8 protein-coding genes are annotated in these 8,417 nt (G+C 70.1%); 4 read left to right on the top strand and 4 right to left on the bottom strand.

Annotated elements, in window-relative coordinates; all coding sequences use genetic code 11:
• Positions 1 to 378 precede the first annotated feature (378 nt).
• Together VKA86_18035 and VKA86_18030 are read left to right on the top strand one after the other, a co-directional pair.
• Positions 379 to 1,974 carry a BamA/TamA family outer membrane protein gene (locus VKA86_18035; protein ID HKK73107.1) on the top strand — a complete coding sequence of 532 codons (1,596 nt, stop codon included), beginning with the start codon at positions 379 to 381 and terminating at the stop codon, positions 1,972 to 1,974.
• A 19-nt stretch (positions 1,975 to 1,993) separates the two neighbouring features.
• Positions 1,994 to 2,635: a DUF4390 domain-containing protein gene (locus tag VKA86_18030; protein HKK73106.1), complete on the top strand. Its 642-nt coding sequence runs from the start codon at positions 1,994 to 1,996 to the stop codon at positions 2,633 to 2,635.
• On the opposite strand, the gene VKA86_18025 is transcribed toward VKA86_18030, so the two are convergent.
• Positions 2,632 to 3,369 (bottom strand): TerB family tellurite resistance protein, encoded by a 738-nt coding sequence (locus tag VKA86_18025; GenBank protein HKK73105.1) that lies wholly within the window; start codon positions 3,367 to 3,369, stop codon positions 2,632 to 2,634. The genes VKA86_18030 and VKA86_18025 overlap by 4 nt on opposite strands.
• 120 nt (positions 3,370 to 3,489) lie before the next feature.
• Between VKA86_18025 and pepE the strand changes: the two genes are divergently transcribed.
• Positions 3,490 to 4,197 (top strand): dipeptidase PepE, encoded by a 708-nt coding sequence (gene pepE, locus VKA86_18020; protein HKK73104.1) that lies wholly within the window; start codon positions 3,490 to 3,492, stop codon positions 4,195 to 4,197.
• A 12-nt stretch (positions 4,198 to 4,209) separates the two neighbouring features.
• Here the strand turns inward: pepE and VKA86_18015 are convergent, their stop codons facing one another.
• A complete protein-coding gene (locus tag VKA86_18015; protein ID HKK73103.1) occupies positions 4,210 to 4,998 on the bottom strand; it encodes a TIGR00266 family protein in 789 nt (262 codons plus the stop codon).
• 95 nt (positions 4,999 to 5,093) lie between these two features.
• Between VKA86_18015 and lhgO the strand changes: the two genes are divergently transcribed.
• Complete coding sequence (gene lhgO / locus VKA86_18010; protein ID HKK73102.1) at positions 5,094 to 6,320, top strand: L-2-hydroxyglutarate oxidase; 1,227 nt, start codon at positions 5,094 to 5,096, stop codon at positions 6,318 to 6,320.
• Positions 6,321 to 6,364: 44 nt separating this feature from the next.
• Here lhgO and VKA86_18005 read toward each other — a convergent pair whose 3' ends face one another.
• Both VKA86_18005 and VKA86_18000 read right to left on the bottom strand, forming a co-directional pair.
• Positions 6,365 to 7,432 carry an NAD(P)-dependent oxidoreductase gene (locus tag VKA86_18005; protein ID HKK73101.1) on the bottom strand — a complete coding sequence of 356 codons (1,068 nt, stop codon included), beginning with the start codon at positions 7,430 to 7,432 and terminating at the stop codon, positions 6,365 to 6,367.
• A partial coding sequence (locus VKA86_18000; protein HKK73100.1) for a sodium-coupled permease occupies positions 7,425 to 8,417 on the bottom strand: 993 nt, incomplete at its 5' end. The genes VKA86_18005 and VKA86_18000, both read right to left, overlap by 8 nt.

Below are 8,417 nucleotides of genomic sequence, written 5' to 3'. Positions count from 1 at the left end.
CGACGCTTCAGGTCGCCCTCGAGGAGACCGAGCGGGAGCTGATCGGCAGGGCCATCACCGCCCACGGGGGGAACAAGGCCGCCGCCGCCCGCGCGCTGGGGATCGACCGCGCCAACCTGCACCGCAAGATGAAGCGTCTGCGCATGGAGCGCTCGTGACCTGCGCACACGTGTCACAACGACACGGCGTGTCGCTTCGACATCGTTTCCCGGTTCGGGTCGAATCTGCACGGATCCCCGCAACTCTTTGTCGGGACGCTTGTTGTCCAGGACGGGAATTGGCCCGGGCTCGACCCTGCGGGGTGGAGGCCCCCTTGCACCGAGCGGGATCGGCGCGCCCCGGCGAGCGGGGTGCGGTGTCCGGCGAGGGGGAGTCACCGTGAAACGCTTCGTCTTCATGTCCACTCTGTTGGTGCTCCTGTTGCTCGTCGCGCGGGCCGTCGGCGCCACCGAACTCCATCTGTCGGCCGAGGCCGACGCCGGCGCCGCGATCGTGGGGCCGCCGACGGAGCGCGAGAGCTTCTTCGCTCACACCTTCCGCGCGCCGACCGATCCCGATCCGCGACGCACTCCGTCGCTGCGCCGTATCGACGCGCCGCGTCGCGTCGGCGACCGGGTGCGCCTCCGCATGCGAGACCGCGATTACCGGCAGGTGTGGGTCGAGACCGATGCCGACGACTGGGAGCGCCGGGCCCTGGACTTCGATCCGGTCGACGAACGCTGGGTGATCGAGCTCGACCTGCCCCCGGGCCGCGTCCGTTACGTCTTCGTGGTCGAGTACGACGACGGGGAGGTGCGGACGCGCACCGACGTGGCGAATCCCACCCGTCGTCGGGACGCCGAGCACGGATGGGTGAGCGAGCTCAGGATCGATCGCGAGGGAGACGTGGTCCTCGAGCGGCGCCACCCACGCCGGCCGCGGCGGTCCGACGACACCTACGACTTCGTGGTGTTCGACGACGCCGTGCTGGCCTACCAGCGCGTCGACGGTGCCCTCTTCGGCCTCGTCCCCCGTCTGCGGTCGGGCCGGCCGTGGTCGCCATCGGTCGAGGGCATGTTCCTGTACGGCTTCTCGAGCGATCGGTGGAGCTCGCGCCTGTCGTTGCTCCAACCCCTGGCGCCCGGTGGCCGGATCCGGGCGCACGTCTCCGGCTACGAAACGAGCGACACCATGAACCGGACGGGCGTCGGGGCGGTCGAGAACAGCCTGTCGACCCTGATGTTCCGCGAGGACAACCTCGACTGGTTCCGGCGCGAGGGATTGACCTTCGGGCTCGAGGCCGACGTTCCCGATCGACTGCTCGCCCGTGTCGAGATCCGCAGCGACACCTATTCCAGTCTCGACCGCCGCGTGATCGCGGGCTGGGGCGGACGCGAGGACTTCCTGCCCAATCCGGCGATCGACGAGGGGCTCATGCGCAGCGTGTTCGCACGCGTGCGCGTCGGGACAGACCTCGACCACCTCTGGCTGGAGTTCGAGACGAGCGACGACGACCTGCTGCCCAGCGAGTTCGACTTCACCCGGCTGACCGCCCAGTACCGCGGTCGTCTCCGACTCGGCCGCGACGGTCACCTGGACCTGCGACTGCGATACGGGACTTCACTCGACGGCGAACTGCCGCGACAGCGGCGGTACCTGGCCGGGGGAATCGGGACCGTTCGCGGATATCGCTATCAGTCGCTGCTGCTGGGTGCCGACTCCGACGAGGTGTACGGGGGGGAGCAGCAACTGCTGGCCAACGCGGAGCTGGTCCTGGACGAAGACGGATTCGGCTTCGCGCTCTTCGCCGATGCCGGACAGGTCTGGGTCGATCGGGACGATTCGATCGACCTCTCGGACATGGTCAGCAGCATCGGGGTGGGCCTGTTGCTCGACGAGGACGACGAGGACGGAGGCCTGCGGGCCGATCTGATCCGCCCGCTCGAGCGCGACGGCGACCTCATGGTGCAGCTGCGGCTGCGACGACCGTTCTGAGCGGGGAGGAGGAACCACGGTGTACTCGCCGAATCCCCGTTGGCTCCTGTGCCTCGTCCTGGCCGTCGCGGTCCCGGCGGTGGCGGCGGCGGAGCTGGAGGTCGAAGCCCGCACCGTCGACGGCCAGGTGCTCGTCGACGTGCGCGCTCCGTTGCTGTTCGACGACGATCTCGAGCGCTCGTTGCGCTCGGGCCTGCCGGCGCGCGTGCGTCTGGTCGTCGAGCTGTGGAACGAGCGCACGGGCCTGTGGGACCACTTCGTCCTCGATCACCGCAGCGAGATCCGCGTGCTCTACGACGTTCTCGACGCGCGTTACGACGTGTTCGACGGTGGTGGCGTGCTCCTGGCGAGCACGTCCGAGCGGGCCGAGGCCGCACGCTGGGTGGAGGAGGTCGACGGGCTGCCGCTGTGTGCGGTCGAGGCCCTCCATCCCGACGACCGCTACTACGTGAGCGCCGAGATCCGACTGCAACCGATGACCGTCGAGGAGGTCCGCGATCTCGAACGTTGGCTGCGCGGGAGCCTGGAGGGCGGTGACGGGCGGGGATCCGTCCTGGGCCGCGTGTCGCGTCAGCTCTTCGGCGTGCTCAAGGGTCGGGTGGGCCTGGGCGACCGGGGGCTGCGCGGCCGCTCCGGAGACTTCGGCGCCACCGAAGACTAGGCCGCCGCGCGTTGACGGATCGCCTCGTAGGCGTTCTGCACTTCGTGGAAGCGTTCCTGTGCGACCTTCACGAACTCCTCGGGCATGCCCCGGGCCATCACCTTGTCCGGATGCACCTCGGTCACCAGGCGTCGGTACGCCCGCTTGACCTCTTCCATCGGCGCGCCGGGTTCGACGCCCAGCGTGTGATAATGGCGGTCGAAGTTCGCGTGACGGCGGCCGAGCACGTGCTCGAAGCGATCGAGGCTCAGGTCGAAGATCCCGGCGGCCCGCTCCAGCAGGTGACGCTCGTCGTCGTGGAGGCTGCCGTCGGCCAGGGCCATGCGGACGAGCACGTCGAGCATGGCCTCGCGCATTTCCACCTCGCCACGGAAGAGGTCGGCGAACTGGGCCGCGAACTCCTCGAAGGGCGTGGGCGCGTCCTTCGCCGCGCGGAACACGCGGACGGCGAAGCGCTCGGCCTCGGCGTCGAGCCCGAGCTCGTGCCGCATGAAGCGCTGCGCGACCGCGATCTCCTCCTGGCTCACGTGGCCGTCGGCACGGGCCATCTTGGCGAGCATGGAGAAGGTGCTGACGAAGAATGCCGCCTGCGCGCGTTCCTGACCTTCGAGTTGTGCCGTCGCGGCGCCGCGCTGGCCCAGGCCGTGACCCAGGGCGGCTCCGACCACTGCGCCCAGCGGCCCGGCGATGGCGAAGCCCAGGGCTCCGCCCAGCAGCGAGTGCATCCAACCCATCGATCTCCCTCTCCCGTTCGCGGGTACCGCGGCAGATTAGCGCAGACGCACCGTGTTCGCAGGTGCGGGGCGCGTCGGTCGGTCCTAACCTGGGGCGGTCCGATCCGCCCGGGAGGTCTCATGCGCCTGCTCCTGCTCAGCAATTCCACGCAGTTCGGCCTCGGCTACCTCGACCACGCCGACGCGGCCGTTCGCGATCACCTCGACGGGGTGTCGCGCCTGCTCTTCGTCCCCTTCGCCCTGCACGACCGCGACGGCTACGCCGCCAAGGCCCGCGACCGCTTCGGCCAATGGGGGATCCGGGTCGACTCGCTGCACGAGACACCCGACCCCTCCGCCGCGCTGGAGACCGCCGAGGCCGTGTTCGTGGGAGGCGGCAACAGCTTCCGTCTGCTGAAGACACTGCAGGACCGCGGCCTGCTCGGCGTGCTACGACGCCGCATCCAGGACGGCATGCCCTACATGGGTGCCAGCGCCGGGTCGAACCTGGCGTGTCCGACCATCCGTACCACGAACGACATGCCGATCGTCGAGCCAGCCGGATTCGACGCCCTGGGCGTTCTGCCCTTCCAGCTCAATCCCCACTATCTCGACCCCGTCTCCGACAGCGAGCACATGGGCGAGACCCGCGAGCAGCGGTTGCGGGAGTTCCTCGAGGACAACGACGCGGTGGTGCTGGGGCTCCGCGAGGGAGGCTGGCTCGCCCGCCGCGACGACGTGCTGCGCCTCGACGGGGCGAAGCCCGCTCGCCTGTTCCGGCGCGGGGTGGACCCGAGAGAGATCGATTCGCCGGCCGACATCAGCGATCTGCTGCGCACACGCACGTAGCGGGCCCGCGGATCAGCGCTCGAACATGGTGCCGATGTTGCCCAGGATCGAGCCCTCGCCCTTGCTCGATCCGCCGCTGCTCGGCGCGTGCGCGATCACCCGGTCGGCCAGACGCGAGAACGGCAGGCTCTGCAGCCACACCCGGCCCGTGCCGCGGAGCGTGGCGAGGAACAGGCCCTCGCCGCCGAAGAACATGCTCTTGAGGTTGCCGGCCCGCTGGATGTCGTAGTCGATCCCGCGGCTGAAGCCCACGATGCACCCGGTGTCGACGCGTAGCGTCTCGCCGCGCAGGTCCTTCTGGATGATCGTGCCGCCGGCGTGCATGAAGGCCATGCCGTCGCCCAGCAACCGTTGCAGGATGAAGCCCTCGCCGCCGAAGAAGCCCGCGCCGAGCCGCTTCTGGAATGCGATGCTCACCTCGGTGCCCAGGGCGGCGCAGAGGAAGGCGTCCTTCTGCGCATAGATCTCCTGTCCGGGGATCTTCGCCATGTCCACAGCGATGATCTTGCCGGGGTAGGGGGCCGCGAAGGCCGCCCGCTTCTTGCCCTGACTCTGGTTGGTGAAGTGGGTCATGAACAGCGACTCGCCGGTGAGCGCGCGCTTGCCGACGTCGAGCATCTTCCCCAGGAATCCTTTGTCCGGCTGGCTGCCGTCGCCCATCTTGGCCTCGAAACTGATACCGTCTTCCATGTAGTTCATGGAGCCGGCCTCGGCGATGACCGTTTCGCTCGGATCGAGTTCCACCTCGACCATCTGCAGGTCGTCACCGATGATCTCGTAGTCGACTTCATGGCAGCGCACGCTCGGAACCTCCGCCTCGGGGAATCTCGGGAGCGGGCATTCTAGCCCGAGTCGGCGCCAGAGGACAGGCCCCGATCTCACGGAAGGAGCAGGCCTTGAGCGAGGACCGGGTCGATCTGGTCGTGGTGGGGGCCGGCATCGTGGGGCTGGCCGCGGCGCGCGCGGTGCAGCGTCGCGATCCCGGGCTGACCGTCGCCGTGCTCGAGCGGCACGACCGCGTGGCCGCCGGCCAGACCGGGCACAACAGCGGGGTGATCCATTCGGGGATCTACTACCGGCCGGGCTCGCTGAAGGCCCGGTTGTGCCGTGAGGGGCGGGCACGACTCATCGAGGAATGCGCGGACCGCGGTGTCGAGTACCGGCTGAGCGGCAAGCTGATCGTGGCCACCTCGCCCGAGGAGTGCGCGCGTCTGGGCCTGCTCGAGGAACGGGCACGTGAGAACGGACTGCAGGGGGTCCGTCGCATCGGTCCGGACGAGATGCACCGGCACGAACCGGAGGTCGCCGGTCTCGAGGCCCTGCACGTGCCGGAGTCCGGCGTGGTGGACTACGGCGAGGTCGCGGCGATGCTGGCCGAAGACCTTCGCGGCTCCGGTGCCACGCTGCGCTTCGGGTGGCGCGTCGACGCCGTCGAGCCGACGGGACGGGGGCTGCGCGTGATCACGCCGCGTGGGTCGGTGCAGACCCGTGCTCTCCTGAACTGCGCCGGGCTGTACTGCGACGAGGTCGCCCGCCGAGCGGGTGCGCACGTCGACGTGCGGATCGTGCCCTTCCGTGGCGAGTACTGGCTGCTCAAACCCGAGCGGGCGGATCTGGTGAGGACCTTGATCTACCCGGTCCCCGATCCGGCCTTCCCCTTCCTCGGCGTGCACCTCACGCGCGACGTCCACGGTGTGGTCGACGCCGGGCCCAACGCCGTGCTCGCCCTGGCCCGCGAGGGCTATACGTGGGGCGACGTCGACGTGGCGCATCTCGCGCGCACGCTGTCGTTCCCGGGGGCGCTGCGACTGTTCCGGACGCACTGGCGCAGCGGGTTCGACGAGATGCGCCGTAGCTTCGACCTCGATCGTCTGGTGCGCGACCTGCAGAAGCTGGTCCCGGCGGTCCGGCGCGAGGACCTGGTACCCGCCCACGCCGGTGTGCGTGCGCAGGCGGTGGGACGCGACGGTGCGCTTCTCGACGACTTCCACTTCGTGGACGGGCCCCACGCCGTGCACGTCCTGAACGCGCCGTCGCCGGCGGCGACCGCGTCCCTGGCCATCGGCGAGGCCGTGGCCGACCGTGTCCAGGAGAGCGGAATCCTGGAGCCGGTCGCACTCTGAGGCGCGATCTCCGATCCGCCACGGGCCGGCGACGGTCCGCGAAGCTAGAAGAACCGCTTGGCCACGCCCAGGATCCCCTGCTTCCACGGTACCCGGTGCGACACGCCGCTGCGCCCCTCGAACTGGTCGAGGTTGTCGAGGTACCACTCGTAGTTGCGCACCAGCGCCTGCTGGTTGCTGTACTTCGGCCGGAAGCCGAGCACGCGCTGCGCCTTCTCGATGCTCACGAACGAGTCCTTCGAGGCCGTCTCGTAGACCCACTTGTACAGCGGCGAGAGGTTCAGGGCCTCGAGCAGGCGCAGGGTCCAGATCATGGGCGCGGCCGGGAAGCCCTTGATCTCCTTGCCGTGGCCCGCGCGGTCGAGCACGGCCTGGTAGTCCTCCTTCATCGTCGCGAACTCCGCCGCGCCGACGTTGAAGACGTCGTCCACCTGCTCCTTCGGCAGGTGCAGACAGAGCAGGATCGCGTCGCACAGGTCCTCGACGTCGAGTAGCTGGTAGCGGTTGTTCCCGCTGCCGATCATGGGGAAGCCGTGGCCGTCCTTGGCCCAGTCGTAGAAGAGGGCGAAGACGCCCAGGCGCTCGGGACCGATGAAGCTCTTCGGGCGCAGGATCGGCACGCACAGGCCCTTCTCGCGAAAGCTCGCGCAGACCTCTTCGGCCTGGACCTTCGCTTCGCCGTAGGGGCCGACGCCGTGCAGGCGGTCGTCCTCGACCAGCGGATGGTGATCGGGGATCCCGTAGACGGCGGTCGAGGAGATGTGCACGGCGCGGTCGACATCGGCCTCGAGCGCGGCCTGCATGACCACGCGGCTGCCGTCGAGGTCGGTCGAGCGGATGTCCTCGGCCGAGTAGAGGGGCAGGGCGGCGGCGCAGTGCACGACGTCGGTGCAGTCGCGGACGGCCTCGGCCACGGTCGCGGCGTCGCGGATGTCGCCCCGGACCTCGCGGATGCGTTCGCGGCAGTCCTCGTAGTCGAAGGGCTCGAGGTCGAGGCTGGTGACCTCGAAACCCCGGTCGAGCAGTGCCCGGATCAGGTTGATGCCGAGGAAGCCGGCGCCTCCGGTGACCAGGACACGGCGTCCGCGTCCGTCGATCTGCACGTCAGTCATCGCGACGACCCTCTCGTCGAGTTCCGGGAACGGGACCGGCCGGTGCCCTTGGTCTCCGGCGCCGAGGTCCAACGGTACTCTGGAGCAGGATCGTCGCCAGCATCGTGGTCACCGCCCCGATCGCGGTGGTCCAGATGCCGGGACTCAGGATCGGGGCGCCGAAGGGATCGGCGACCAGGACCACCGTGATCGTGAAGCCGGTGATGGCGCCGGCCAGGGCGGCGCCGGCCCCGGGGGAGCGCCGCAGCAGGGCCATGACGAACAGGGCAAGGATCGGCCCGGCGAACCACCCCATCACCCGGACCCCCAGTTCCAGCAGCGTTCCGCGGCCGGCGAGGGCCAGGGCCGCGACCGTGGCCACGACACCCCAGGCCAGGGTGATCCACCGTGCGCGGCGCAGTCCCCGCGTGGCCGTGCCGTCGCGTCCGATCAGGTCCACCTCGGTGGCCGTGGCCAGGCTGCTGAGGGCCGAGTCGAGGCTCGACATGGCGGCGGCCAGGATGGCGGCCACGAGCAGGCCCGCGACCCCCGGAGCGAGCTCGGTTCCGACGAAGTGGGGGAGCACGGCGTCCGCGGGGAGATCGGCGGGCAGGGTGTGCGCGGTCGATCGGTAGAAGCCGTAGAGGGCGAGACCGACCACCAGGGTGGCGACGGTGACGGCGGCGCCGACCGCCCAACCCAGGAGGGCCGCCCGGCGGGCCTCGGCGACCGACCGGCAGGCGAGATAGCGCTGCACCGACTGCTGGTTCGTCCCGGCCACGGCCAGGGCCAGGATCCCGTAACCGACGACGGCACCGGGGAGTGAGCGCGGGGAGGTGATCGGTTGGTCGAAGTCCACGATCGCGGTCCGCCCCTCGGCGGCGGCCGCCGCGAAGGCGGCGCCCAGTCCCCCGTCGAGGGTCAGCGCCACGGTCAGCAGACAGGCTCCGAGCCCGACCGCGACCACCCCGAGCTGCAGGGCGTCCGTCCACACGACGGCCTCGAG

The sequence above is a fragment of the Candidatus Krumholzibacteriia bacterium genome (genome assembly GCA_035268685.1).
Classification (GTDB): domain Bacteria; phylum Krumholzibacteriota; class Krumholzibacteriia; order JAJRXK01; family JAJRXK01; genus JAJRXK01.
The sequence above is the reverse complement of the archived record's forward strand: the minus strand, read 5'-3'. Positions and strand labels throughout refer to the sequence as shown.